The organism is Thermoanaerobacter sp. YS13, assembly GCF_000806225.2.
Classification (GTDB): domain Bacteria; phylum Bacillota; class Thermoanaerobacteria; order Thermoanaerobacterales; family Thermoanaerobacteraceae; genus Thermoanaerobacter; species Thermoanaerobacter uzonensis.
This window is the reverse complement of the sequence record NZ_JOOI01000002.1, coordinates 302146-327015: the sequence shown is the minus strand read 5'-3', so window position 1 is coordinate 327015 and position 24870 is coordinate 302146. Positions and strand designations below refer to the sequence as shown.

The following is a 24870-nucleotide window of genomic DNA, read 5'->3' as shown; positions in this document are numbered from 1 at the left end:
TAACAGGAGGTTATGGGATGGATACAGACGATTTTAGAAAGCGACTTGGTGAAATAATTAAAAAACCAGTTGCTCTTCTAACATTGGCTGCCATACTATTATTGATTGTCGGAGCTATAACATACGCAAGCTTAAAAAAGGAAATAACCCTTCAGGATGAAGATAAAAAAATAGTTGTTACAACATTTAAATCAACAGTTAAAGATTTGTTAGAAGAGAAAGGAATTAAACTAAGAAAAGAAGATGTAGTAACGCCTTCTTTAGACACTGCTTTAAAAAATGGTATGAAGGTGACTATCAAAAGAGCAGTTCCTATCACTATCTGTGTAGGTGGAAAAGCAAAGGGTATTTACACTGCTGCATCTAATGTAAAAGAAGTACTTCAACAAAATAGTATAACTTTAGGACCACAGGACAAAGTAAATATGAGTTTAGATACGCCTGTGTTTAGGTACATGTACATCGACGTTACAAAAGTAACAGAAAAAATTGTTACTCAAGAGCTAGATATACCATATCAAACAGAGACAGTGAAGAATGACAATATGGAAAGAGGCCAAGTAAGAGTAGTTCAACAAGGAGAAGTTGGGAAAAAACAAATTGTGATGAAAGTTACTTATGAAAATGGCAAAGAGGTAGCAAAAAATATAATAGAGGAAAAGATAATAAAAAATCCGATAAACCAAATTGTGTATGTTGGAACACTAGGGGTTTTTACTACTTCAAGAGGAGAGACTTTTAGATATAGGGAAATTAGAACTATGGTTGCTACTGCTTATACTAATGGCGTAGCAGATACCGGCAAAAAACCAGGAGATCCCAATTATGGGATAACTGCTACTGGTACGAAAGCTACAAGGGGAGTAATAGCTGTAGATCCAAGGGTTATACCTTTGGGCACACGACTTTACGTAGAAGGATATGGATTTGGAATTGCTGCAGATACAGGTGGAGCTATTAAAGGGGATAAAATTGATGTTTTCTTCCCGACTCTTGAGGAAACAATTAAATGGGGAAGAAGATACGTGAAAGTTTATATTTTAAAATAGACAGGGTTTCCCTGTCTTATTTTTTGAGGTGGAGCTATGAAAGTAAAAGGAGTTAAAGTAAAGAAAAAATGGGGACAAAATTTCATCTTTGACAAAAATATTTTAACAAAAATTGTGACTGCTTCGGGAGTTATTCCTGAAGATTTTGTACTGGAAATTGGAACAGGATTAGGGACTTTGACAGAAGAGTTGGCTAAAAGAGTTAAAAAAGTAATTTCTTTCGAAATTGACAGAGAACTTTATGCCGTAGCAAAAGAAAAACTTAACATTTATAACAATGTAATTGTCATAAATGAGGATATAATGAAAGCAGATTTAAATAGAATGGCTAATGAATATTTTGAAGGGAAACCTTTTAAAGTAGTTGCTAATCTTCCCTATTACATAACTTCTCCTATAATAATAATGCTTTTAGATTGTAAATTTGTAAAAGAAATAACTGTACTAGTGCAAAAAGAAGTTGCTGAAAGGATTTGTGCTCTAACGGGTACTAAGGACTATGGAATACTTACAGTTTTTGTAAATTTTAAAGCACAGCCTAAGATGCTTTTTGACTTACCCCCAACTGTTTTTGTCCCTCCACCTAAAGTAGATTCTTCTTTAGTTAAATTAGAGATACTTGATAAACCTTCAGTTGAGGTAAAAGATGAAAGGTTATTTTCTAACGTGGTAAAAGCTGCTTTTGGACAAAGGAGAAAAGTCTTGTCCAATGCTTTAAAAACTTTAGGAATTCCAAAAGAAATTATAGATAAAGCTTTTACTCTTTCAAACTTATCACCTCAAAGGAGAGGAGAAACTCTTAGTATAGAGGAGTTTGCTGCTTTGGCAAATGTTATTTATGATTTGACAAAGCAGTAATAATAATCCCCCTCTTTTCATAATATATATTGCAAAGTTATATTTAAGATAAATGAGGGGGAAGAATAAATGCCAATAAATATATATAAAAGGTTTTATGTTGTCTTTAATCAAGAAGACAAGGGATGTTCTATTGAAGGAAAAGAAGTGACAGGTTATTTAAAAGTGGAGTTTAGAGGAAGCAGAGGAAGAATAACAGCGGCTTTGCAAAATCTTAGTCCCACGTATTCCTATAATGTGAAATTGCTAAAAGGCGAGGGAGAAGTTACTGTTGTAGATTTTGGAGCAATAAAAGTAGATGATAAAGGACGAGGTGGAGGAGAATGGACTTTTAATGTAGAGAATGTAAAAGATTCAGGAATTAGTTGGGAGGAATTTTCTGTAGCATTTATAGAAGCCCATGATGGCATAAAAACTTTAGTACCTTTGGCATCTGTTATAAATAAAAAAACTACAAACTGGAAGGCTGCTTATAAAAAATATTTATCAAAGGTAAAAGAAGAAACACCAGCAGAGAAGAGTGATAAGAATGATAGAGAAATTAAGCAAAGAGAAATTGAAACTGCGATACCACAGGAGTATGAAAGTGCGGAAAATGAAACTGAAAAAGATGAAACTTCACAAAATGTTTTGGAAGAGGTTCAATCTGAGACTCCTGCATCTGAAGAAACTTCTGAGGTATTGACAGATTATTCTGATACACAACGACCTGAAACTTCTTTTAAGTTTGTGGAAGAAACAGAGGAAGGATATATAAAGTATTTAAGAGAGTATGTTAACAACATAGTGAGCTTTTTAGAAGAAGTAAAGCCTTTTGAAAAAAATTTTGAAGGTTATAGATGGTGGAAAGTTAAAACGGGTTACAGGGAGGGGAGCTTTGACCATTATCTTGTGGGATTTGTAAATGATGAAAAGGGTGAATTAAAATATATTGTATATGGAATGCCAGGATTTTTTACTCTTGCAGACCAGCCTTTTGGTGGTATGACGGGATTTGTAGTTTGGAAACCAGTTAAGGAAAATTTAAGAGGCGCGATGGATGAAGGATATTGGATTTTGCATATTGATGCGAAGACAGGACAAATTGCAGTGCCTATAGAACCAACTCCACCGCCTTTGATATAAAAATAAAAGCGTAGTCTCTACGCTTTTATTTTTATACTATTTTACTATGAATTCTTTTAAATCTTCTTCTAATTTTTTCAAGCTTTCTTCATCAGTTGTGTGAGGTATTACTGTAAGGACATTTTCTAAATTAAGACTAAAAAGGCCCATTATTGATTTTGCGTCTATTACATAGCGACCGGAAGTTACGTCTATGTCAAAAGGATATTTTGAAGTTTTTTCTACAAAATTTTTGACACTTTCAATAGAAGTCAATTTAATTTTTATTTCTTTCACGATAATTCCCCCTTTTATGGATTTAACTTTATCGTATATGATTTTTGGACTTTTATCAATTAGCTTTTTTCACAAAAATTTTATGCTTATTTTAGTAATTGTTTTCAAAAGTAAAATCCCTCCAATGAGGGATTTTACTTAACATTTGAGGCTAAATCAATATCAACAGAAACATTTATATTTTTATCTGTTTTAACACTTATTTGTGTAATTTTACCATCATAAGTAAAACTTTTTATGTCATATGGATAAGTTATAGCTTGTGTTACAATTGCATCAGGAGAAGGGTCTATATATTTTACTTCAACTTCTAATATGGTATCCTTTGGTGTTTTTATTATGTGAGCCTTTTGTATATTTACGATATATCCACCTGTTCGCATCATACCGCGAGTTGCGATTACATAATATATTCCATTTTCTTCTACTAGTTTAACAGCAGGATTATTTTTAATAGCTTCCACAGCTGATAATACTTTTTCAGGAGGATTTTTAACATCTTTAAGTTCTATAGGAATCACTTCCTCACTTTTATTGTTTAACACTTCCACAAATATTATATTATTTTTGGAATCTAATATTAATCTTATTTGATTACCGACCTTTAGATAATCTATTCCGACATACTCATTTTCGTTGTAAACTGGCACATTTTTTAATATATTGAAAGTCTTTAGGCCACCATTAACTTTTACAGTTATAGTATTGTTATCTATAGCATAAACAGTAGCAACGACATCACGGCCATTGAGGTTATTTTGTACCTTTTTGTCAAGCCTTTCCAATAAAACAGCCATTTCTACTCTTCTGACTGGATGGTTTGGCTTGAGCTTTTCTCCATCTCCTTTGATGAGATTTTTTTCTACAGCTACGTACATATAACCTATGGCGCCTTTGGGAATCTTATCCCAATCTTTGTAGTTCAAAACTTTATTCATATTTTGCTGAGCTTTGTCTTCTAATCCTAAAGCGCGAACTAAATATTTTGCTATTTCGTATCTTTTTGCCTTTTCATTTGGATTAAACCTTTTTAACTCGTCATAAGTTAATATGCCCTTTTGGTATGCCAGCGTAATAAAGCCTTTTCCCCAACTAAGTTTTGGGCCTTTGTACTCTTTAGGTAGCTCAGTTATTTTATTAGCCTGTTCTTCATAACCCATCGCCCGTAAAATCATTACTAATGCCTCTAAGTGAGTGACAGGCTTTGAAGGGTTAAATTTTTTATCTCCAACTCCTTTTATAAAACCTTTTGCATACATTTTTTCAATTGCTTTTAGTGCCCATGTAAGTTGTTTAATGTCGTCAAAAGAGTATTTTGGTTGAGGTTTTGCATATGCTGTTGTGAAAAACAACAGTGAAAGGATTATGATTACTGAAACAAAAAGTCGAGATTTGTTTAACACTTATTTTTCCACCTCCTTCATTTTTTCATTATATTCTTCGTCATTTTTGTCATCTTTTGGGGGGTAGTTTTTTATGTCTTTTACATTTTTGTAAGTATCTTCGTTGGTGCTTTTATCCACATTGTCTAACTCCTTATCATCAGAAGCGGGTTTTACCTCATTTTTTTCTTTTTGAGTAGGAACGTTATTAGTATTATCGCTTTTTGAGCGTGTATTTTTTTGGGTTCCATTATCTTGCTGGTTGGACTTATTATCGCTATTTTCATCTTTTTTAACTTCCTTGCTTTGGCTTTTTACTTCTTCGTCTTTTATATTTTTTATAGTTTGAGTAATTTTTTCTTGAGAGCGGTCTTTTTCATGTGTTTTAAGGATTTTATCTGTAATAAATTTGGATTTAGATAGACCTGGAGAAAGTTGAGGTATAGTTGTAGCCTTTGTTTGTTCGTCTTTTTCTTTTATTTTTGTATAAGCTTGTTTTAGTTCTTTAAAAAATTCAGGGCTATTTAATTTATCTTTTGGTATGTTTATTCCTTCGCTTTTAGCCTTTTCCCAGAGGATAAGCCTGCCAGGAGAAGTTTTTTCTTTTTTAGCTTCTTCTCTTTGTGTTTCATCGGATTTTAAAGTTTCTATTTGAATATTTGTGTTTATTTTTTTAATATTTTTAACAGCTTTTTCTATTTGTTCATTTATAAATGGCGAATTTTTAATAGGGACAGTAGTAATTATTACTGTATCATCTTCTTTTAAAAACCCTAATTTTTGCGATTCTTCAACTGTTTGATTTATAAAAGTTGTAATGTCAAGCCCCTTATAAGGAAATTTATCTAAAATTTTTTTGCCATCTTCATTTAGAGGAAGGGCATTTATTATTTTACCATTTTTATCTATTGAAATTTCAATGCTTGGATTTATATCTATATACACATAAGCGTAAACTTCTGCTGATTTAAAATTGATAATAGTAAAGATTAGTGCGAGAAGAATAGAAGCAGCTATTAAAATTTTAGCAGTAGACTTAAAGACTACAAAATTCTCGTTAAGTTCGATAGTTTCACCTACATTTACATTTTGCAAATTTTTAAGACATTTAAATTCTCCTTTTTCAGTCATTACATAAGTTTTATTTTTTTCTTTTTGAACTACAACAGCCTTCATATTTTTGCCACCTCACTTTCAGGGCTTATGTATTGTTTTAGAAGAGGTAAATCTTCAGAAATAATTATTACTAATGCTATTATGTATTTCCTATGTTTTTCTATAGTTTTGCGGCTTACTTTTAAAATACTTATTAAATCTTTTATAGGAAGATTCTTTTTGTTTTTTAAATATTCTAGCAATTTCTTGTTTTGACAAATGGTATAAGCAATTTTTGTAGTTATTTTTCTGGTGTCTGAATGTTTTGGGGATTGTTTAACTAAATCGTCTAAAGTTATATTATAAAGACTTAGCAAATTTACAAAAGAAATCATTTCCAGTTTTCTATTTTCTACCTCATAATCTGTGCCTTTTTCTACATATAGTTCTAAAGGAATGGTATTTTGCTGATTTTGCCGTAAAAAATCTATAAGTCGCCTTTTAATGAGCATACTTGAAAAGCTTAAGAATGAACCTTTTGTATTATCAAAACTGTCTATAGCTTCGTTAAAAGCTATAAGGCCTATGCTTAATTCGTCGCTGTTTCTTTCATCTATATATCTATTTGTAAATAAAGACAATTGTTTTATGATAAAGGGGGTATATTCTTGAATTAGTTTTTCTCTTTCAGAGGGGTCTTTTTTAGCTGCGTATACTCTGTCGTTTATATCCAACTTAACCACCCCACTATATTATTCGCATCGACAAAATTTTTTGAGGGTATTCTATTAATAATGATTATATATTATAATATAAATGTCAACAAAAAAATACCAATGGGAGGTATAAGGTTGCTTACAAAAGAACAAGTATTAAACGCTCTAAGAAAGGTTTATGACCCAGAAATAGGAAGAAGTATAGTTGACCTTGAGATGGTGAGAAATATTCAAATAGAAGGGGATAAAGTTACAATTGACATAAACCTTACTGTGAAAGGTTGCCCTCTTCAAGATACTATTAAAAAAGATACTATCGAAGAAGTATCCAAACTTGAAGGAGTTTCGAAAGTAATAGTAAATTTAGGTAGCATGACAGAAGAAGAACGACAAAATTTAGCAAGAAAGCTTAGCGGTGAGAGGAAACCTATATTTGAAAATACAAGAATAATAGTAGTAGGTAGTGGAAAAGGTGGAGTAGGCAAGTCCACTGTTGCAGTTAATTTAGCTGTAGCCCTTGCTAGATTAGGCTTTAAAGTAGGGCTTTTGGATGCTGATGTGTTAGGATTTAGTGTTCCAAGGCTTTTGGGAATTGTGGATGAAAGACCTTACGCATTGGATGAGCACACTATTTTGCCATTAGAAAGATTCGGGATAAAAGTGATTTCAATGGGTAATTTTACTGACGAAGATACACCTTTAATATGGAGAGGTCCACTTTTGTCAGGAGTTCTTGATCAGTTTTTCAATGATGTATATTGGGGAGAATTAGATTATTTAGTATTGGATTTACCACCAGGAACAGGAGATATACCTCTTACAGTGATGCAAAAATTGCCTGAGTCAAAATTTGTGCTTGTGACAACTCCACAAGCTTCAGCTTCTCACGTAGCAGGAAGAATCGGTTATATGGCTAAGAAAGTTAATTTAGAAGTTATAGGCATTGTGGAAAACATGTCATATTTTGAATGTCCTAACTGCCACCAAAGATATAATATTTTTGGTGAAGGGGAAACAGAAAAATTAGCGCAAGATTTAGGAACGGAAATACTTGTAAAGATTCCAATAACGGTTAAAGTCAGAGAATTAAGCGATGTAGGTATACCACCTGCTTTTGATGATGGACTTGAGGGACTTCCTTATATTGAACTGGCGGAAAAAGTTGTGGAGAAAGTAAGGCCTATCAAATAAAAAAGCCTCTTTGTGAGGCTTCAGTTTCCTGACAAAGTTAAAAAATATTCAAAGGAGATATTTTGCATCGTAGCTCCGATGTTCCAAAGCGACAAAACTAAAGCTCGACCTTCGGGCTCCGGCAGGGTACCGGGCACATTCGACCTCCTTGTCTTAGTGCCCGCCTCTGCCATCCTTGGCTTCGGCCCTGCCTCCACCCTCAGTCTTGCTAAGTTTCCCGGCACTCAAGTAAGTATGCTTGTTTTTTCTATTTTTGTTTTATAAACTTTCTTACTTGAGTGCCGGGTCGCTTTGTAACAAGTCACTCCTTATGCAAAATATCTCCTTTATGAAAGTTTGTCATGAAAGTTTGTCTACAGTCTGAAGCCTCTTTGTGAGTATTTTTTATTTTGCAAGTTCGTCTTCAGGAATTGTATTAGTTAAATTTTCAACATATTTTGAGAGGTTTTGTATAACTTCTTCATAAGGCAAACTTCTCTCAAGACGTATAAATTTTAGCCCTTTTTGCTTTGCCTTTCCATAAGAAAGACTGCAAAAAGCTTCAGGCACAGTTATTACTACATCGGTTTTTTGGTCAAGGAGAAAATCTACAATAGCACTTCTTCTTCCTTCTTTTAGAAAGTATCCCGGATTATCGTACTTTTCACTATTTTCTTTTTGTGTATCAAAAATAATTATATATGGCCCGTCGGGAAGTTTTTCAATATAACCCTCCTCTGTTGTTGTAGCAGCTATTCTCATACAAATTTGCCTCCTTATTTCTTACGTATTTTCTATAAATTAATTATACTCCTTCTAAGAGACAAAACAAAATTTTTAATATTGTACTCGATATATATTCTATGATATAATACAGTATATCATAGACAAGGAGTGAGAGTTTTGCTCAAGGGGATAAGATGGCAGATTGTTTTAATAACTTTTGTAGTAGTTTTTGGATTTTTATTTGCCAGCTTTCAATTGTATCAAAATAAAATTCTGCCCGATAAGATTTCAAAAGATGTAAGTACGGTTAAATTTGTTAAAATGGCAACAATTTCAACTGATACCAATGGATATACTATAAAAGTTAGATTAGGAGAAGTAGAAAATTTAATGGAAACTTATAAAGAAATAGAAAACAAGGTAAATAAATACCCTGTTAAAATAAATATTTTACTTATTGACAATCCTAATAAAAAGTTAAATAATGTTTATTATAACTGCCAGTTTTCAATTTACGAAGGCATACAAAAAGGCGATTATATGAAGATGTATGATACAATAAGAGAAATTTCAAGTAAAAATAGTGTAATATCTTATGTATACATTGATAAGCAAAATATCTATTTAGATTTAAGAGATGGTTCTCATTATTTATATAAAATAATACCGCGTGAGGCTTACAAGGGGGAAAGCTAAAATGGTTAAAGAAATTTTATTAGGAGTAGTTATTGCTTTTGGGATATTTGCAGCTTTTCTAGGTATAAATGTTACTCCTTTACTCTTTCTGGCAGGTGCTTTTTTGCTTTTTAATTATATTATGGAAAATAAAGGGTTAGTACCAGGGAGCAAAAATATTATAAAACCCGAATCGGAAATATCCTTTGAAGATATTGGAGGACAAAATACTGCTATTTCTGAGTTAAAAGAAGCTTTGGATTTTGTAATAAATAGGGAGAAAATATCTAAAATGGGTATACGGCCTATCAAAGGCATATTACTGACAGGACCTCCTGGAACTGGTAAAACTTTATTAGCTAAAGCAGCTGCAAAATATACAAATTCGAGTTTTATAGCTACTTCAGGTAGTGAATTTATAGAAATGTATGCGGGAGTAGGTGCTCAAAGAGTTAGAAATCTTTTTGAAACAGCAAAAAATCTTGCTAGAAAAGAAGGCAAAAACAGTGCAATAATATTTATTGATGAAATTGATATATTAGGTGCTAAAAGAGGAACTAATGAAAGCCATCATGAATACGACCAAACCCTTAATCAATTGTTAGTGGAAATGGATGGGATTAAAAGCGATGGAGAAATAAATATTTTAGTAATTGCTGCAACAAACAGGCCAGATTTATTAGATCCTGCTCTTTTGCGACCTGGCAGATTTGACAGGCAAGTAGTTGTGGACTTGCCTGATAAAAGTGGAAGGCTGCAGATTTTAAAAATTCATACAAAGAATAAGCCTTTGGGGGAAGATGTTAATCTTGAAGAAATAGCTGAAGATACTTTTGGTTTTTCTGGAGCTCATTTAGAGAGCCTTTGCAATGAGGCAGCAATTCTTGCAATGCGAGATAATTCAGAAGTTATTTTACAAAAGCATTTTAAAGAGGCTGTAGATAAAGTTATATTGGGAGAAAAAAGTGATAGAAAACCTATAGAAGAAGAGATATTTAGGGTTTCTGTTCATGAATCGGGACATGCGATAATAAGCGAAACAGTAAATCCAGGTTCTGTTGCGACTGTGACAATTGTACCAAGAGGTAAAGCACTTGGATTTGTGAGGCAGACAGACAAAGAAGACATGCTCATTTATACAAAAGAACAGTTGGAAAAAGATATAATGGTGGCTTTAGGTGGTACAGTAGCTGAACTTTTGGTTTTGGGCAATAGAAGTACTGGTTCTGCTAATGACTTTGAACAAGCGGTTGATATTGCAAAGAAGATGGTATATACTGGATTGTCCGATTTAGGGATAGTAAGTAAAGAAGATGTTCCTAAGGAAAAAGTTAATGAGGAAATAAATAAAATTATTCAAGTCCAAGAAGGAAAAGTAAAAGAAATTTTGCAAGAAAAACTGGAAGTTTTAAAAGCGATTGCAGATATTTTAAGAAAAGAAGAAACTATATCAGGAGAGAAATTGAGAGAACTAATAGGTGAGAAGGAAGTTGCTATAGCTTGATTTGTATAAAAAGCCCTTGAAGGGCTGTTTTTCTAACAAAATAAAACAAATTATGAGAAAAAAACAAGGACATTATGTATTTTAATAAGTGAAGAATTAAGTGATAGTGGAGATAAGGGAAAATTCAGTTTGTTAAAATAATAACACAAAAAAATATTATTATTTCATGATAAATATTATCTATTGTTATTGACTTTATACAGATGAAACCTTATAATTATTGTAGAAAGTTTATCAATTAATTAGAATTCTGTATACAATATGTAAGGTGTAGTCAGTTAAATTTTAAGAGAGGTGTTTTTATGCAGTCAAATTTATTACTGTTAAGCGTTGTATTTCCTATTATAGCGGGTATTATTGTTCTTTTTTTGAGGCAATCTTCTATTAGAAAGGTTTTTATTGCTACATCTTTAGGTGTAATCGTTTTACTATCTTTAATTATGTTGGCAACCTTAAAAGTACCTGATATTTTTAATTCCCCGGCTTATTACAATGGAATGGATTTGGCTATCAAAATAGGGGATTTTGCTCTTTTGTTTTATGTGCTTTATATTTCTTTTAAAATTAAAGAATGGAGAGCTACTTTTTTTGCGGTATTACAACTTGTTCCTTTGATATACTTTGAGTTTTTTATGTTAAAAGAACATGAAGTTACAATGTTTTTTGTAGACGAGCTCTCTATCATTATGAATTTAATTATATCGATTGTTGGTTCTTTAATAGCTATTTACGCTTTTGGATATATGGACCATCATGAAGAAGAGAAACATGTATCACCCACAAAACAGCCGAGATTTTTTGCTATTATACTTGTATTCCTTGGTGCAATGAATGGAGTAGTATTTTCAAATAATTTAATGTGGATTTATTTCTTCTGGGAAATAACTACTCTGAGCTCTTTCCTGTTAATAGGTCATGACCAGACTGAAGAGGCTATTAAAAATGCTTCAAGGGCATTGTGGATTAACATGATGGGGGGGGTTGCGCTTTTATTAGGTATAATATTTATCTACACAAACTACAATACTACCTCTTTAGCAGAAGTATTGAGCATAAAAGATGCTACGTATATACTTCTACCCATGTTTTTCATAGCGTTTGCAGCATTTACTAAGTCTGCTCAACTGCCTTTTCAGAGTTGGTTGCTTGGCGCAATGGTGGCTCCTACGCCAGTTTCTGCGCTTTTGCACTCCAGTACAATGGTTAAGGCGGGTATATATATTTTACTGAGATTTTCGCCACTTTTTAGAGGTACATTGTTGAGTGATTTTATAGCAATATATGGTGCGTTTACTTTCGTAGCTACAGCTTTCCTTGCTGTAAGTCAAAGTAATGCCAAAAGGATATTGGCATATTCTACTGTGTCAAATTTAGGGCTTATGATAGCAAGCATTGGACTCAATACTTCAAGTGCTATTGCTGCAGCTATATTGCTTTTGATATTCCATGCTGTGTCTAAAGCTTTGTTATTCTTGTGCGTTGGAACGATAGAACAGCACATTGGGAGCAGAGACATTGAAGATATGAAAGGTTTGATAAATAGGATGCCTGTAACAGCAGAAATAACTTTTATAGGAATTTTGACTCTTATGGCAGCACCTTTCGGAATGCTGGTTTCTAAATGGCTTATAATAGAAGTAGCAGCTAACCAAATTTTGATTTCCATCATATTAGCGATAGGAAGTGCTTTGACTGCACTTTATTATACCAGATGGATAGGAAATCTTTTGTCGGGGACGTATTTTAGCCCACATTTAGAAGAACATGTGAATCCCACAGTTGGCATTTCCCTTTACAGTTTGACAGCTATAGCTATTGCATTAAGCTTTATAGTTTCTATCCTTTATAACATGCTTGTAATGCCTCAGATATTGACTATGAAAATGGATGTTGCACTAAAAGCTGTGAGAGGTTATTTATATACACCGGCTGGTGGGTTTACTATATATCCAATTTTCATAACTCTTGGCATAGCAATAGTGCTTTCATTGATTTCTATAAGAAAATCTACGAAAGTTGTGGTAAAAACAACTCCTTATACGGCAGGGCTTAATTATATAGAGAATAATGGATATAATGTAAGAAATTATTACCTTACGACTTTTGCAAATGAGGGAACATTGACGAGATATTTTAATTATGTTTCTATTGCTTTAATTGCTGTAATTCTGGGAGGTGCTTTGATATGACTTTGAATGAAGTTGTAATATTTATCGCAGCAGTAGTTATAGCTCCATTTATTGGCGGTTTTTTGTCTGGAATTGATAGAAAACTAACAGCCTTTATACAAGGAAGATATGGGCCTCCCATCTGGCAACCTTTTTACGATGTAATAAAACTTTTGTACAAGCAAAAACTATTAGTAAATGACTTTCAAGTATTTTCTGCCTATATGTATCTTTTATCGGCGATTCTTTCTGTGGGGCTTTTTGCATTGAAAGCTGACCTTTTGATGATTTTATTCATCATGTCTGTAGGGCTTGTGTTCTATATAGCAGGGGCTCTTTCAACAAAATCACCCTATAGTCAGGTAGGTGCACAAAGAGAGCTTATGCAGATGTTGGCTTACGAGCCCATGCTGATATTTTTTGTTATATCGGTATACAATGTAACAGGGAGTTTTAATTTGGCGCAAATAATGACGCATGGCAGATTGATTTTAGATTTACCTTTGATGTTTTTGTTGCTGGGCTTAGTATTGACAATAAAGCTAAAGAAATCTCCTTTTGATTTATCAGCATCAGAACACGCTCATCAAGAGTTGGTAAGAGGCATTTTGACAGATTATTCAGGGCCTTACCTGGCATTAATTCATATTGCTGACTGGTATGAAATGATTTTAATACTAGCAATGATAGCTATATTATGGTCTCAAAATCTTGTAATAGGTGCTCTTATTGCTTTGGCGACATTTTTTATGGATATAGTCATAGATAATATAACGGCAAGAATGACAGTAAAGTGGATGTTAGCTTTTAGTTGGAGTATAAGCATTTTGTTTACAATTATAAATATAGCTTATATTTACTTTAGGAGATGATTGTGATGGGTTTAAAAGAGTTTATTGAAAAATCTTTTAAAAAGTCACCGTGGGTTTTGCATTACAACTGTAGCAGTTGTAATGGTTGTGATATTGAAATCTTAGCTTGTATGACTCCTCTCTATGACATGGAGAGGTTTGGTATGGTAAATGTAGGGAATCCAAAACATGCGGATATTTTAGTGGTGACAGGTACAGTCAATACAAGAAATAAGGAAGTCTTAAAAAATATATACGACCAAATGCCTGACCCTAAAGTTGTGGTAGCAGTAGGAGTTTGTGCCGCGACTGGTGGAGTATTCAGAGAAGCTTATAATGTTATAGGAGGAATTGATAAAGTAATTCCTGTAGATGTCTATGTGCCAGGTTGTCCTGCGAAGCCGGAGGCTATAATAGACGGGCTTTATAAAGCGGCTGAGATTTTAAAAGAAAAATATGAAAAAATGGGGAAAGCTGAAGAGGTGTTAAAATGATTACGACTAAAGAAATAAAATTGGAGGATATCGAAAAAGAAACGAAATATTATTATGAAAATGGGTATAGATTTGTTACTGAAACATGTCTTGAAGAAGAAGGCAAATTTAAAATAATTTATACCTTTGAAAAAGACTATCAAATGGATAGTTTTCATGTTTTTGTATCTCCACAAGAAGAGGTACCCAGCATTTCAAAAATATATTTTGCTGCACTTCCTGTGGAAAATGAGATACATGAAATGTTTGGAATGAAATTTAAAAATTTAGTACTTGACTTCCAAGGATTGTTATTTTTAGGGGAATACGCTCCTATTTCTCCACAAGCTAGTATAGAAATCATGAGAAGGGATAAAGGTGATAAGAATGAGTGAAAAAAGTACAATACCATTTGGCCCACAACATCCTGTTTTGCCAGAGCCTATACACTTGAAATTGGTCGTTGAGGATGAAAAAGTAGTAGAGGCTTACCCGGCTTTTGGTTTTGTTCATAGAGGGCTTGAGTTGCTTGTTAAGAAAAAGGATTTTAATCAAATGGTATATGTGGTTGACCATATTTGTGGCATCTGCAGTGCTATGCATGGCCAGGCTTATTGCCAGGCAGTAGAAGAATTGATTGGCGTTGATGTACCAGAGAGAGCAAAATATTTAAGGGTTATTTGGGCAGAAATTCACAGGATTCACAGCCATCTCCTCTGGTTTGGCCTTTTGGCAGATGCTTTTGGATTTGAGAATCTTTTTATGTTGTCTTGGAGAATAAGGGAAAAGATAATGGATATACTGGAAGCTACAGCTGGTAATAGAGTGATTATTTCTGTAAACATTGTTGGTGGTGTGAGAAGAGATATTGATAGTGAACAAGCAAAATGGTTACTTAATGAGCTTAAAGAAGTCGAAGAAGGCTTAAAAGAGCTTGATAAAATAGTTAGAAATAATTATACTATTAAGCAAAGAACCGTAGGTGTTGGTGTACTTTCTAAAGATGAAGCCTATAAGTTGGGAGCTGTAGGACCTACTCTGAGGGGAAGCGGTGTACCTATCGATATGAGAACGACAGGTTATGCTGCTTATAAGGACTTAGATTTTGAACCAATTGTAGAAAAAGATGGAGATACTTATGCGCGAACAATTGTAAGGGTAAAAGAAATGTTTCAGTCAATAGACCTTGCAAGACAAGCAATAAGTAAGCTGCCAGAAGGTGAACTTAATGTAAAAGTAAAGCCTAATTTACCTGCTGGTGAAGTTATCTCAAGAGTCGAACAGCCTAGAGGCGAAGTATTTTACTACATTAAATCCACTGGAGGAAAATACTTAGATAGGCTTAGAATAAGAACGCCTACTTTTGCAAATTTAGCATCTCTTTTGCACATGCTTCCAGGCAGTACTTTAGCAGATGTGCCTGTGCTTGTTTTGACAATTGACCCATGTATCAGCTGTACTGAAAGGTAGGTGGTGTAGATGCTGGATATGCTTAAAAATGTAGTAAGTAATCTTACTCATAAACCGGCTACAAGAAAATATCCTTTTGAAAAGAGAGAACCTTTCGAAAGGGCAAGAGGCCATATAGAAAATGATATTGAGAAGTGTATCTTATGTGGTATATGCCAAAGAGTTTGCCCTTCAAATTGTATACAGGTAGATAGAAAAGAAGGGACGTGGAGCTTTGAGCCTTTTGCTTGTATAATATGTGGTGCTTGTGTGGATGCTTGTCCTACTAAGTCCCTGACCATGCTAAGAGAATATCGACCTATTTCTAATGACAAATATGTTATATTGCAAAAGAAAGAGGTTAAAAATCCTCCTGAAAAGGATAAGAAGGAAGGAATATAAATTGCATGAGTTGTCTGTGACCCAAAGTCTGGTTGACATGGTGCTGGAAGAAGCAGAAAAGAGAGAGGTTAAAAAAGTTACCAAAGTTACAGTTGTAATAGGGGAACTTACTGGTCTTGAAAGTGAAAGTATAAAGTTTTATTTTGACATACTATCAGAAAATACGGTAGCAGAAGGAGCAGAGCTAACGTTTAAAATTATAAAAGCACAGTTTAAGTGCAGGCAGTGTGGTACCATTTTTGAAAGGTCTAATTTTACTTTTAACTGTCCTGTATGTGGAGGAGTAGGAGTTTTGGTGAACAAAGGGAAAGAATTTTACATTGAAAGTATAGAGGTGGAATAATATGGAGGAAATTGTAATTATAAGAGATGTGCTAGAGGCTAATAATAATGTAGCTCATGAAAACAAAGCCATAAAAGATGAAAAAAACATCTTGATGGTAAACCTAATAGGCTCACCTGGAGCTGGAAAAACAACTTTTATTTTACGGGCAATTGAAAATCTCAAAGTGCCTTGTGCTGTAATTGAGGGGGATGTCACTTCAGACATTGATGCTAGGAAAATGGCTGAAAGAAATATACCTGTTGTGCAGATAAATACAGGAGGGTCTTGTCATTTAAATGCTGGTTCAGTAAACAAAGCGCTTAAGGCTTTATCTTTTGATGATGGTATTGTATTTATTGAGAATGTAGGAAATCTCATATGCCCTTCTGCCTTTGAATTAGGTGAAGACTTTAAATTGGCAATGGCTAATGTTCCAGAAGGTGATGATAAACCTTATAAATATCCAGCACTTTTTACCAAAGCAAAAGCTGTAGTTTTGAATAAGATTGATATGCTTCCCTTTTTTGAATTTAATAAGAAATTCTTCTATGATGGGATAAGAGCTTTAAATCCGGATGCACCAATTTTTGAAGTTTCTGCAAGGACAGGAGAAGGATTTGGTGAGTTTGCAAAATGGTTAGAAGAAGAGTATCACAAATTCAGGCAAGACAAATAAATATTTATGGCATTGTACAGGGCGTTGGTTTTCGCCCTTTTGTCTTTAATATTGCACAAAAATACAATCTAAAGGGAATGATATATAACAATTCCTCTGGAGTGTATATAGAGGTTGAAGGAGAAAAAGAAAACGTAGAATGTTTCATAAAAGAAATAAAAGAAAATCCTCCTTCTTTAGCTGTTATAGACGAGATAAAAATAAAAGAGTCAGAAGTTAAAAATTACATGGAATTCAAAATTATGGAAAGTAAAGAAGATGACGGATTTGTCCCTGTGTCCCCTGATATGGGAGTTTGCGACGACTGTTTAAAGGAAATGAACGACCCAAATGACAGAAGATACAGGTATCCTTTTATAAATTGTACAAATTGTGGGCCAAGGTTTTCCATAATAGAGGATATTCCTTATGACAGACCTAAAACTTCCATGAAAGTATTCCCAATGTGTGGAAAATGTGAACAAGAATACAATAACCCCAATGACAGGAGATTTCACGCGCAACCGGTAGCCTGTTTTGACTGCGGTCCTAAGCTTGAATTTGTAGGAGATAATTGTCAGGAAGATGAAATAAAATGTGCTGTAGATGCTCTTAAAAGGGGTAAAATTCTCGCTATTAAAGGTATAGGCGGTTTTCACTTGGCAGTAAATGCTCTTGACGATGAAGCTGTTTCTACTTTGAGAAGTCGAAAAAAGAGATATGGAAAGCCTTTTGCAGTTATGATGAAAGACATAAAGCAGGTAAAGGAGTATTGCATTTTAAGTGAAGAAGAAAAAAAACTTCTTTTAAGTCAGAGAAAGCCGATTGTACTTTTAAAGAAAAAAGGAGAAAAACTTGCAAGAGGTGTTGCTGACGGATTAGATACGTTAGGAGTAATGCTTCCATACGCTCCTATACATTATCTTTTGATGGAAGAGATTGATTTTCCTATTGTGATGACAAGCGGAAATGTCAGTGAAGAACCTCTTTGCAAAGACAATGAAGAGGCTTTAGAAAAATTAAAGGATATAGCTGATGTTTTTCTTTTAAACAATAGGGATATAGTCAATAAAATAGATGATTCAGTAACTTCCTTTAATGGAGGTGCTGAGAGGATTATAAGAAGGGCAAGAGGATATGCCCCTCAGCCACTTTTATTGAAAAAAGATGTCAAAGCAAATGTGCTGGCGGTTGGTGGCTTTTACAAAAATACCTTTTGCATGACTCGCGGTCAATATGCTTTTATAAGTCATCACATAGGAGATTTGGACAATGAAAAGACTTTTGAATATTATAAAGAGCAGATAGAAAGGTATAAAGGACTTTTTAGAGTGACCCCTCAGGTAATAGCTCATGACATGCATAAAGGCTATCTTTCTACTCAGTACGCCTTGTCGTGTGATTTGCCTCGCATTGAGGTTCAGCACCATCATGCCCATATTGCTAGCTGTATGGCAGAGTATAATATTACAGATAAAGTGATAGGGATAGCCTATGACGGCACTGGATATGGTACAGATGGTAATATATGGGGTGCAGAATTTTTGATATGCGATTTAAAGGATTTTTTAAGAGTAGGACATTTGAAATACAAGCCACTTCCAGGTGGAGAGTTGGCGATAAGAAAGATTTACAGGGTAGCTTTAGGTTTTATTTCAGAGGATATAAATTTTTATAAAGATTTTGTGGAAAGATTTGATTCTAGAGAGGTTGATTTAATTTTAAAGCAAATTGAGAAAAGGATTAATACTCCGTATGTATCCAGTATGGGAAGACTTTTTGATGCAGCAGCTTCTTTACTTGGCGTGAGAGACCAAGTACTTTTTGAGGGGCAGGGTGCAATGGAGCTTGAGAGTTTAATAATTGAAAATGATGATTTTTATGATTTTGATGTTTATCGCGATGAAGAATATATAATAAATCCAGAAATGATATTACACCAACTCTATGAGGACTATAAAAATGGAATTGACAAAAGAATAATTGCGACAAAATTTCACAACTCCATTGTAGAGTTTACTCACTATTTAGCATTGGAGTTGAGAAAAGAGTTTGGTATAAATAAAGTGGTGTTAAGCGGTGGAAGTTTTCAAAACAGGTATTTATTAAAGAAACTACTGGCTAAGCTTACTGCTTCGGGGTTCGAAGCCTATTCTAACAGCAAAGTTCCCTGCAATGATGGAGGAATTTCATTAGGTCAGGCTGTTATTGCGAATAGAAAATTGGAGGGATAAACATGTGCATTGCAGTTCCATCAAAAGTGTTAAAAATTGAAGGAAAAGTTGCAGAAACAGAATTAGGCGGTGTAATAAGAAGAGTATCGATAGAGATGGTGCCAGAGGTTAAAGTGGGAGATTATGTAATGGTTCATGCAGGGCTTGCTATAAGCATTGTGGATAAAGAAGAAGCAGAAATGGAAAGGGAGCTTTGGGAAGAACTTATGGAGGTTTTAAATGATGCAGCAGACAGAAATGATTGAAAAGGCAAAAAGAGCAATTGAAGCTTTAAATCCGGGTGGTCCTTTTAATATCATGGAGGTATGTGGTTCCCATACAATGGCTATCTCAAAATTTGGATTAAGACAGCTTTTGCCTAAAAATATAAGGCTTATATCAGGCCCAGGATGTCCTGTGTGCGTGACAGCGCAGAACGAAATAGATAGTGCAGTAGAACTTGCTAATAGAAATGTTGTAATTGCTACTTTCGGGGACCTTATAAGGGTGCCAGGTAGCAAGTCATCATTGCAGTTAGAGAGAGCAGCAGGCAAAGAGGTAAAAGTGTTTTATTCACCTCTTGATGCTTTAAAATACGCTGAGGAAAATCCGAGCAAAGAGGTAGTTTTTATAGGAATAGGATTTGAAACAACTGTTCCGACTGTTGCTGTTACTATAAAGGAGGCAAGGGAGAAAAATATAAAAAATTACAGTGTATACTGCCTTCATAAGACAATGCCTGAAGCTTTAAGAGCACTTCTTGAAGGAGGTTCAAACGTACAAGGTTTTTTACTTCCAGGACATGTGAGTGCAATAACTGGAAGCAAGATATATGAGTTTATTCCTAAAGAATTTGGAGTTGGTGGTGTAATTTCCGGCTTTGAAGCAATGGATATTTTGATGAGTATTATAATGCTTCTCAAAAATTATAAAAATCCTGCTATTGAAATTCAGTATAAAAGAGTGGTAAGAAAAGAAGGAAATCTTGAAGCACAAAAGATAATTGATGAAATTTTTGAACCTTGTGATAGTACTTGGAGAGGTCTTGGAAAGATCAAAGGTTCAGGACTTAGGATAAAAGACAAGTATAAAGACTTTGATGCGGCGGTAAAATTTGATATAAAACCAATTGGAGAAGAAATCGAGATAAAAGGTTGCCGATGTGGAGATGTTTTAAAGGGAAGTATTTATCCTAATGAATGTCCTCTGTTTGGAAGAGCATGTACACCTGAAAATCCTGTGGGGCCTTGCATGGTCTCTTCAGAAGGTTCTTGCGCAGCTTTTTATAAGTACGGGGCTTAAGAAAGGATGAGAAGTATGGATAAAGTTTTGCTATCCCATGGTGGCGGCGGAACCATGATGGAGAATTTAATTGAAGAAGTTTTTTCAAAGGCTTTTGACAATGAATATATAAAAGGGATGGAAGATGCGGCATTGCTTTTTGGGAATATCACTCTTACCACTGATAGTTTCACAGTAAAGCCTATCTTTTTCCCTGGAGGAGACATAGGAAGACTTGCAGTGTGCGGGACAGTAAATGATGCGTCTATGAGAGGAGCTAAACCTTTATATTTAACCTCAGCCTTTATAATTGAGGAAGGTTATCCCATAGAAGATTTGAAGAGAATAGTAAAATCTATGGCTGAAACAGCAGAAGAAGCAGGTGTGAAAATAGTCGCGGGAGATACTAAAGTCGTAGAAAAAGGCGGAGTCGACGGCGTATTTATAAACACTTCTGGGATAGGCGTTGTGTATGAAAATGTAAATGTATCAATTAAAAATGCAAAACCTGGAGATATAGTGTTAATTTCCGGAACAATAGGAGATCATGGAATGGCTATTATGAGTGCGAGAGAAGAGTTGCAATTTGACCCACCAATTTTGTCAGACGTATCACCTCTTAACAAGATGATAGAAAAACTTATGACTTTGGAGAAAGCTGTTAAGGTATTGCGGGATCCTACAAGGGGCGGAGTGGCAGAAGTACTTTATGAGATATCAAAAATGAGCGGTGTTGGTATTAAAATATACGAAGATAAGTTGCCCATAAAAGAAAGTGTAAAATCTGCTTGTGATTTGATGGGATTTGATTTTTTGCACTTAGCAAATGAAGGTAAGTTAATTGCAGTTGTTGACAGGAAATACGCGGAAGAAGCTTTAGAAATAATGAAATCAGATAAATATGGAAAAGATGCAGCTATAATAGGTGAAGTGAATGATTCAAAACTTGTTACAATCAATACAGTTTATGGCACTTCGAGAATTATAGATAGACCCATAGGAGAACTGCTTCCTAGGATATGCTAAACTGCTTGTAGGAGAGGAGATATAAGGTGTATTGAGGCAGAGCCTTTTTAGAGATGACAAATATTACGACGAATATATAATGAGCATGTTAAAAAAGGAATTTGATAAGAAATATGGAAGAAGATAGACAGGAATTAAAAGTAAGTGGGGAAACTAATTCATAAATTTTTTAATAAATTTTTGATTTAAAAAGAGGAATATTTATTTTTTTGTAGAATATTAATTATTGTGTGTTAAAAGAAAGATTTTTGGGTACAAAAGGTGGCATAAAATGAGTAAAATTTTAGTTTTAGACGATAATAAAGGAATTTGTAGTTTAATAGAAGAAATTTTTACAATGGATGGACATGAAGTAAGAACTTACAGTGATATTAGCTATTTTGACAAAGAGATAGAAAAATTTAGACCTGATGTAGGATTGTTTGATTTACACATGGCAAAAGATATGATAAAAATTATTAAAAAAATTAAGAATATTCATCCAAACATGAAAGGTATTATAATGTCAGCAGATGAGCCACAAGAGCCTTTTGTGGAGTTTCCTTTTATCTCTAAACCTTTTGACATAATAACACTAAAAAATTTAGTTTATGATAGTCTAAAGCAAGAAATGTTTGTATAAGGTACGATTGTACCTTTTTATATTTTTCTTGAGCTAGCTTTAAACAAATGCTATAATGAAAAAGTAAAGTTACATAATATTAGGTAGTATTTTAAAAATCAGTTATAATAAAGGAGCTGTTGGCAATGCTAGTGACAGGTATAGAGATATTAGAAAAAGCTCATAAAGAAGGATATGCAGTTGGAGCTTTTAACACCAGTAATTTAGAAATTACCCAAGCCATTGTGGAAGCGGCAGAAGAAACTAAATCACCAGTCATAATACAAGTCAGTGAGGGAGGATTGAAATACGCTGGTATTGAGACGATTTCTGCGATCGTCAGGACAATGGCTGAAAAGGTGTCAGTTCCAATTGCTCTTCACCTTGACCATGGTACAGATTTCAATACAGTCATGAAATGCTTGAGAAATGGTTGGACTTCTGTAATGATGGATGCCTCTAAATTGCCCCTCGAAGAAAATATAAAAGTGACGAAAACTGTAGTACAAATTGCTCACGGAATGGGGGTTTCTGTTGAAGCTGAAATCGGAAAAATTGGTGGTACAGAGGATAATATCACAGTAGATGAAAGAGAAGCGGCCATGACAGACCCACAAGAAGCTTTAAAATTTGCAAAAGAAACAGGAGTAGATTATTTAGCTATAGCTATCGGAACAGCTCATGGACCTTACAAAGGAGAACCTAAGCTTGACTTTGATAGACTTAAAAAGATAAAAGAAATGCTCAATATTCCTTTAGTTTTACATGGAGCTTCAGGAGTTCCTGAGGAAGCTATAAAAAAAGCAGTGAGTCTGGGTATAAATAAGATAAATATAGATACGGATATAAGACAGGCATTTGCACGAAGACTAAGAGATTTATTAAAAAAAGATAGTGAAGTATACGACCCAAGAAAAATTTTAGGTCCTTGTAGAGATGCGATGAAAGAAGTAATTAAACAAAAGATGATTTTATTTGGAGCAGCAGGAAAAGCATAATTTAAAGCGGGTTATCCCCGCTTTTTATACTTTATGTTTATGTATAAATTTCCTACAAATTGTTAATTATAAATTTTGGGACTGAAAATAACTACTTGACATTCCAAAAAAATATAAATAAAATAGAATAAGATTATACGTATTCATTTCTTCAGCATTTTCTTTTTGTGTTTTTAATAAGTATCCTTTGCGAGAAGTGTGTTGTGCAGAAATTCTCATTTTTATCTTCAGATAAGTTCCCTCTTATACTTTTTTAAAAATGAGGTAATGAGGACTTAGTTTGTTAAAATTCTACTTTTGGGAGGTGTACATTTGCATTTTGATATTAATACTTTGGAAAATTTGAGTTTGATGGAACTGAGGGAAATTGCAAAAGAGTTAGGTATTAAAAGTATTACGAAATACAGAAAACAAGAGTTGAGAGAAAAAATTTTGGAAAAGGTTAGTCAATTAAATGGAGAAAATTTAATTCAAGAGGATAACAAAAAAAAGGAAGGTTTAAATGAAGGGCAAACAGAAGGATTACAAGAAAGTGCGATAGATAAAAGTATAGATGATACTTCAAATACTAATTCTAACATATCGAAAAATGGTTATGCAAAGTCTATTGCTACTGAAAATAGCGCAAATGGCTTACAAGCTCAATCAACTTCTTCAAAAGCGAACTTGCCAATTGCTAAAGAACTTTCTGATCCGTTGAAAGAACTTATACAGACACAAGGAGATGTAGTGGCAGAAGGCATTCTTGATATTTTGCCAGATGGTTACGGATTTTTAAGAGTAGAAAATTTTGTTCAAGGGCCCAAAGATATATATATTTCTCAATCGCAAATAAGACGCTTTGGCTTAAAAGTTGGCGACAAAGTAAGGGGTATTACAAGGATTCCCAGAGAAGGGGAAAAATATTCTGCAATTCTGTATGTGGAATCTATAAATGGTGAAGATCCTGAAAATGCTAAAAAAAGAATTCCCTTTGATGAATTAACTCCTATTTTTCCCAATGAAAAATTGAAATTAGAGACTTCACCTACGGAATTTTCTATGAGATTGGTAGATATCATTGCTCCTATAGGTAAAGGGCAAAGGGGTATGATTGTTGCACCGCCAAAAGCAGGAAAAACCACTTTACTTAAGCAAATTGCCAATAGCATTTCACAAAACCATCCAGAAGTTATTCTCATTGTGCTTTTAATTGATGAACGACCTGAAGAAGTAACTGACATGAAACGTTCTATAAAAGGAGAAGTAGTATATTCTACTTTTGATGAACTACCAGAACACCATACTAAAGTGGCTGAAATGGTATTAGAGTACGCTAAAAGACTTGTGGAGTATAAAAAGGATGTGGTGATTCTTTTAGATAGTATTACCAGGTTGGCAAGAGCTTATAACCTTATTACACCTCCTTCAGGAAGAACTCTTTCTGGTGGCATTGACCCTTCTGCATTACATCCTCCGAAAAGATTTTTTGGAGCAGCTAGGAATATAGAAGAGGGTGGAAGTTTAACTATTCTTGCTACTGCTTTGATTGAAACGGGAAGCCGTATGGATGAAGTTATATTTGAAGAATTTAAGGGAACGGGCAATATGGAACTTCATCTTGACAGAAAATTACAAGAAAGAAGGATATTTCCTGCTATTGATATATACAAATCGGGTACAAGAAAAGAAGAATTGCTGCTTACAAAAGAAGAATTGGAGGCCATGTGGATATTAAGGAAAGCTATGTCAAATTTACCGCCTGCAGAGGTTACAGAGATGTTAATTGAAAAATTAATACGAACTAAATCTAATGCGGAGTTTATAAATATGATAAGGGCACAATTATATAAATCTTGATATTGTGTATAAC

26 protein-coding genes are annotated in these 24870 nt (G+C 33.9%); 21 read left to right on the top strand and 5 right to left on the bottom strand.

The window, feature by feature from the left end:
• Positions 1–17 precede the first annotated feature (17 nt).
• The 3 genes from THYS13_RS09400 to THYS13_RS09390 all read left to right on the top strand — a co-directional run bounded on the left by THYS13_RS09400 (position 18) and on the right by THYS13_RS09390 (position 3032).
• Positions 18–1049 (top strand): ubiquitin-like domain-containing protein, encoded by a 1032-nt coding sequence (locus THYS13_RS09400; protein WP_029688115.1) that lies wholly within the window; start codon positions 18–20, stop codon positions 1047–1049.
• Positions 1050–1085: 36 nt separating this feature from the next.
• Complete coding sequence (rsmA, locus tag THYS13_RS09395; protein ID WP_042834290.1) at positions 1086–1907, top strand: 16S rRNA (adenine(1518)-N(6)/adenine(1519)-N(6))-dimethyltransferase RsmA; 822 nt, start codon at positions 1086–1088, stop codon at positions 1905–1907.
• Between the two features lie 69 nt (positions 1908–1976).
• On the top strand, positions 1977–3032 hold the full coding sequence (locus tag THYS13_RS09390; protein ID WP_042834289.1) for a hypothetical protein: 1056 nt from the start codon (positions 1977–1979) through the stop codon (positions 3030–3032).
• Between the two features lie 36 nt (positions 3033–3068).
• Here THYS13_RS09390 and THYS13_RS09385 read toward each other — a convergent pair whose 3' ends face one another.
• From THYS13_RS09385 to sigI, 4 genes are all read right to left on the bottom strand, one after another.
• Complete coding sequence (locus THYS13_RS09385) at positions 3069–3308, bottom strand: HPr family phosphocarrier protein (protein WP_042834288.1); 240 nt, start codon at positions 3306–3308, stop codon at positions 3069–3071.
• Positions 3309–3442: 134 nt separating this feature from the next.
• The gene (locus THYS13_RS09380; RefSeq protein WP_042834287.1) at positions 3443–4711 is read right to left on the bottom strand and encodes an S-layer homology domain-containing protein; all 1269 of its coding nucleotides are present in this window, start codon (positions 4709–4711) and stop codon (positions 3443–3445) included.
• On the bottom strand, positions 4712–5866 hold the full coding sequence (locus tag THYS13_RS09375) for an anti-sigma factor domain-containing protein (protein WP_042834286.1): 1155 nt from the start codon (positions 5864–5866) through the stop codon (positions 4712–4714).
• Positions 5863–6519: an RNA polymerase sigma factor SigI gene (sigI, locus tag THYS13_RS09370; RefSeq protein WP_029688120.1), complete on the bottom strand. Its 657-nt coding sequence runs from the start codon at positions 6517–6519 to the stop codon at positions 5863–5865. Before sigI ends, THYS13_RS09375 begins: the two co-directional genes overlap by 4 nt.
• 60 nt (positions 6520–6579) lie before the next feature.
• Here sigI and THYS13_RS09365 point away from each other — a divergent pair, with 60 nt between their 5' ends.
• Positions 6580–7692: an Mrp/NBP35 family ATP-binding protein gene (locus THYS13_RS09365; RefSeq protein ID WP_201035678.1), complete on the top strand. Its 1113-nt coding sequence runs from the start codon at positions 6580–6582 to the stop codon at positions 7690–7692.
• A 384-nt stretch (positions 7693–8076) separates the two neighbouring features.
• Here THYS13_RS09365 and THYS13_RS09360 read toward each other — a convergent pair whose 3' ends face one another.
• The gene (locus THYS13_RS09360; protein WP_042834284.1) at positions 8077–8433 is read right to left on the bottom strand and encodes a hypothetical protein; all 357 of its coding nucleotides are present in this window, start codon (positions 8431–8433) and stop codon (positions 8077–8079) included.
• A 141-nt stretch (positions 8434–8574) separates the two neighbouring features.
• Here THYS13_RS09360 and THYS13_RS09355 point away from each other — a divergent pair, with 141 nt between their 5' ends.
• From THYS13_RS09355 to rho, 17 genes are all read left to right on the top strand, one after another.
• Positions 8575–9093 carry a hypothetical protein gene (locus THYS13_RS09355; RefSeq protein WP_042834282.1) on the top strand — a complete coding sequence of 173 codons (519 nt, stop codon included), beginning with the start codon at positions 8575–8577 and terminating at the stop codon, positions 9091–9093.
• A 1-nt stretch (position 9094) separates the two neighbouring features.
• Positions 9095–10576: an AAA family ATPase gene (locus THYS13_RS09350; protein WP_042834281.1), complete on the top strand. Its 1482-nt coding sequence runs from the start codon at positions 9095–9097 to the stop codon at positions 10574–10576.
• Positions 10577–10878: 302 nt separating this feature from the next.
• Complete coding sequence (locus THYS13_RS09345) at positions 10879–12765, top strand: NADH-quinone oxidoreductase subunit L (protein ID WP_042834280.1); 1887 nt, start codon at positions 10879–10881, stop codon at positions 12763–12765.
• Positions 12762–13616 carry a respiratory chain complex I subunit 1 family protein gene (locus tag THYS13_RS09340; protein ID WP_029688125.1) on the top strand — a complete coding sequence of 285 codons (855 nt, stop codon included), beginning with the start codon at positions 12762–12764 and terminating at the stop codon, positions 13614–13616. The genes THYS13_RS09345 and THYS13_RS09340 overlap by 4 nt, the downstream gene beginning before the upstream one ends.
• Before the next feature lie 5 nt (positions 13617–13621).
• Entirely contained in the window at positions 13622–14089 is a 468-nt protein-coding gene (locus tag THYS13_RS09335) for an NADH-quinone oxidoreductase subunit B family protein (RefSeq protein ID WP_042834279.1), read from the top strand.
• Complete coding sequence (locus tag THYS13_RS09330) at positions 14086–14463, top strand: NADH-quinone oxidoreductase subunit C (RefSeq protein WP_003868940.1); 378 nt, start codon at positions 14086–14088, stop codon at positions 14461–14463. Before THYS13_RS09335 ends, THYS13_RS09330 begins: the two co-directional genes overlap by 4 nt.
• Positions 14456–15538 carry a nickel-dependent hydrogenase large subunit gene (locus THYS13_RS09325; RefSeq protein ID WP_042834278.1) on the top strand — a complete coding sequence of 361 codons (1083 nt, stop codon included), beginning with the start codon at positions 14456–14458 and terminating at the stop codon, positions 15536–15538. The genes THYS13_RS09330 and THYS13_RS09325 overlap by 8 nt, the downstream gene beginning before the upstream one ends.
• Before the next feature lie 9 nt (positions 15539–15547).
• Positions 15548–15919 carry a 4Fe-4S binding protein gene (locus tag THYS13_RS09320; RefSeq protein ID WP_042834277.1) on the top strand — a complete coding sequence of 124 codons (372 nt, stop codon included), beginning with the start codon at positions 15548–15550 and terminating at the stop codon, positions 15917–15919.
• A gap of 1 nt (position 15920) precedes the next feature.
• Positions 15921–16262 carry a hydrogenase maturation nickel metallochaperone HypA gene (gene hypA / locus THYS13_RS09315; RefSeq protein WP_003868943.1) on the top strand — a complete coding sequence of 114 codons (342 nt, stop codon included), beginning with the start codon at positions 15921–15923 and terminating at the stop codon, positions 16260–16262.
• Between the two features lies 1 nt (position 16263).
• Positions 16264–16920: a hydrogenase nickel incorporation protein HypB gene (gene hypB, locus THYS13_RS09310; RefSeq protein WP_042834276.1), complete on the top strand. Its 657-nt coding sequence runs from the start codon at positions 16264–16266 to the stop codon at positions 16918–16920.
• Positions 16878–19133 (top strand): carbamoyltransferase HypF, encoded by a 2256-nt coding sequence (gene hypF, locus THYS13_RS09305; protein ID WP_042834275.1) that lies wholly within the window; start codon positions 16878–16880, stop codon positions 19131–19133. Before hypB ends, hypF begins: the two co-directional genes overlap by 43 nt.
• Positions 19134–19135: 2 nt before the next feature.
• The gene (locus THYS13_RS09300) at positions 19136–19378 is read left to right on the top strand and encodes a HypC/HybG/HupF family hydrogenase formation chaperone (protein ID WP_003868946.1); all 243 of its coding nucleotides are present in this window, start codon (positions 19136–19138) and stop codon (positions 19376–19378) included.
• Positions 19353–20414, top strand: a complete 1062-nt coding sequence (gene hypD, locus THYS13_RS09295; RefSeq protein ID WP_042834273.1) for a hydrogenase formation protein HypD — start codon at positions 19353–19355, stop codon at positions 20412–20414. Before THYS13_RS09300 ends, hypD begins: the two co-directional genes overlap by 26 nt.
• A 15-nt stretch (positions 20415–20429) precedes the next feature.
• The gene (gene hypE / locus THYS13_RS09290) at positions 20430–21419 is read left to right on the top strand and encodes a hydrogenase expression/formation protein HypE (RefSeq protein ID WP_042834272.1); all 990 of its coding nucleotides are present in this window, start codon (positions 20430–20432) and stop codon (positions 21417–21419) included.
• A 271-nt stretch (positions 21420–21690) separates the two neighbouring features.
• Entirely contained in the window at positions 21691–22041 is a 351-nt protein-coding gene (locus THYS13_RS09285; RefSeq protein ID WP_042834271.1) for a response regulator, read from the top strand.
• Positions 22042–22166: 125 nt separating this feature from the next.
• The gene (locus THYS13_RS09280) at positions 22167–23018 is read left to right on the top strand and encodes a class II fructose-1,6-bisphosphate aldolase (protein ID WP_042834270.1); all 852 of its coding nucleotides are present in this window, start codon (positions 22167–22169) and stop codon (positions 23016–23018) included.
• A 312-nt stretch (positions 23019–23330) separates the two neighbouring features.
• Positions 23331–24857 carry a transcription termination factor Rho gene (gene rho, locus THYS13_RS09275; protein WP_042834269.1) on the top strand — a complete coding sequence of 509 codons (1527 nt, stop codon included), beginning with the start codon at positions 23331–23333 and terminating at the stop codon, positions 24855–24857.
• Positions 24858–24870 lie beyond the last annotated feature (13 nt).

Excerpts from the sequence above, each read along its gene's own strand:
- THYS13_RS09400 (WP_029688115.1), top strand. The coding sequence starts at position 18 with ATGGATACAGACGATTTTAGAAAGCGACTTGGTGAAATAATTAAAAAA.
- THYS13_RS09335 (WP_042834279.1), top strand. The coding sequence starts at position 13,622 with ATGGGTTTAAAAGAGTTTATTGAAAAATCTTTTAAAAAGTCACCGTGG.
- hypF (WP_042834275.1), top strand. The coding sequence starts at position 16,878 with ATGGTTAGAAGAAGAGTATCACAAATTCAGGCAAGACAAATAAATATT.
- THYS13_RS09330 (WP_003868940.1), top strand. The coding sequence starts at position 14,086 with ATGATTACGACTAAAGAAATAAAATTGGAGGATATCGAAAAAGAAACG.
- THYS13_RS09325 (WP_042834278.1), top strand. The coding sequence starts at position 14,456 with ATGAGTGAAAAAAGTACAATACCATTTGGCCCACAACATCCTGTTTTG.
- hypB (WP_042834276.1), top strand. The coding sequence starts at position 16,264 with ATGGAGGAAATTGTAATTATAAGAGATGTGCTAGAGGCTAATAATAAT.
- hypD (WP_042834273.1), top strand. The coding sequence starts at position 19,353 with ATGATGCAGCAGACAGAAATGATTGAAAAGGCAAAAAGAGCAATTGAA.
- THYS13_RS09300 (WP_003868946.1), top strand. The coding sequence starts at position 19,136 with ATGTGCATTGCAGTTCCATCAAAAGTGTTAAAAATTGAAGGAAAAGTT.
- THYS13_RS09285 (WP_042834271.1), top strand. The coding sequence starts at position 21,691 with ATGAGTAAAATTTTAGTTTTAGACGATAATAAAGGAATTTGTAGTTTA.
- hypE (WP_042834272.1), top strand. The coding sequence starts at position 20,430 with ATGGATAAAGTTTTGCTATCCCATGGTGGCGGCGGAACCATGATGGAG.
- THYS13_RS09360 (WP_042834284.1), bottom strand. The coding sequence starts at position 8,433 with ATGAGAATAGCTGCTACAACAACAGAGGAGGGTTATATTGAAAAACTT.
- THYS13_RS09375 (WP_042834286.1), bottom strand. The coding sequence starts at position 5,866 with ATGAAGGCTGTTGTAGTTCAAAAAGAAAAAAATAAAACTTATGTAATG.
- THYS13_RS09345 (WP_042834280.1), top strand. The coding sequence starts at position 10,879 with ATGCAGTCAAATTTATTACTGTTAAGCGTTGTATTTCCTATTATAGCG.
- THYS13_RS09390 (WP_042834289.1), top strand. The coding sequence starts at position 1,977 with ATGCCAATAAATATATATAAAAGGTTTTATGTTGTCTTTAATCAAGAA.
- THYS13_RS09365 (WP_201035678.1), top strand. The coding sequence starts at position 6,580 with ATGATTATATATTATAATATAAATGTCAACAAAAAAATACCAATGGGA.
- THYS13_RS09320 (WP_042834277.1), top strand. The coding sequence starts at position 15,548 with ATGCTGGATATGCTTAAAAATGTAGTAAGTAATCTTACTCATAAACCG.
- rsmA (WP_042834290.1), top strand. The coding sequence starts at position 1,086 with ATGAAAGTAAAAGGAGTTAAAGTAAAGAAAAAATGGGGACAAAATTTC.
- THYS13_RS09280 (WP_042834270.1), top strand. The coding sequence starts at position 22,167 with ATGCTAGTGACAGGTATAGAGATATTAGAAAAAGCTCATAAAGAAGGA.
- THYS13_RS09350 (WP_042834281.1), top strand. The coding sequence starts at position 9,095 with ATGGTTAAAGAAATTTTATTAGGAGTAGTTATTGCTTTTGGGATATTT.
- THYS13_RS09340 (WP_029688125.1), top strand. The coding sequence starts at position 12,762 with ATGACTTTGAATGAAGTTGTAATATTTATCGCAGCAGTAGTTATAGCT.